Annotated in this window: 1 protein-coding gene; it reads left to right on the top strand. The window is 48.0% G+C overall.

Annotated elements, in window-relative coordinates; translation table 11 throughout:
- Positions 1-71 precede the first annotated feature (71 nt).
- The gene (locus tag D1151_RS16460; protein ID WP_160216508.1) at positions 72-554 is read left to right on the top strand and encodes a pathogenesis-related BetVI family protein; all 483 of its coding nucleotides are present in this window, start codon (positions 72-74) and stop codon (positions 552-554) included.
- The last annotated feature ends 106 nt before the right edge of the window (positions 555-660 follow it).

Raw genomic sequence — 660 nt, 5'->3', positions numbered from 1 at the left:
ACACATTTCCATCTCATCCTTGACTAATTTCCAAACTCAAATCCCCCTCTACCTTTTTCCCTAAGAAAAAAATGGGAGTCACTACTTTTGTTCAGGAACTGAAAACCAAGGTCACTTCATCTCGTTTGTTCAAGGCTTTGGTCACAGAGGCCGGAGATGTCATCCCTAAAGCCTCCCCATCCATCAAGAGCATGGAGCTCGTCCACGGCGACACCTACGCCCCCGGCTCCATCATCCAGACCAACTTCCCCGAGGGTGCACACTTCAAGTACGTGCAGCACAGAATAGACGAGATAGACCAGGAGAAACACACCATCAAATACACGTTGGTGGAAGGCGACGTGCTGGGGGAGAAGCTGGAGAAGATCTGCTACGACATGAAGTTCGAAGACACTGCAGACGGAGGGTGCGTGGTGAAGGTCACGAGCGAGTATCACACCAAGGGCGATTTCGAGGTCAAGGAGGAAGATCTTAAGGCCGGGAAAGAACACAGCCTGGGAATGTACAAGGCTTGTGAGGAATACCTCATCGCCAACCCTCACGTCTGCGCCTAAATCCCTACCTTTTGAAATTGTTTTGCTTTTGTTTCTGGATTGCATGTTTGAATAAAGAAACAATCTAGAGTTGTTTCCAAAATGGTTTGTGCTTTTGCTTTTTTGT

Origin of the sequence: Emergencia sp. 1XD21-10 (genome assembly GCF_009936045.1) — a bacterium.
GTDB classification, from domain to species: domain Bacteria; phylum Bacillota; class Clostridia; order Peptostreptococcales; family Anaerovoracaceae; genus Senimuribacter; species Senimuribacter intestinalis.
The sequence above is the reverse complement of the archived record's forward strand: the minus strand, read 5'-3'. Positions and strand labels throughout refer to the sequence as shown.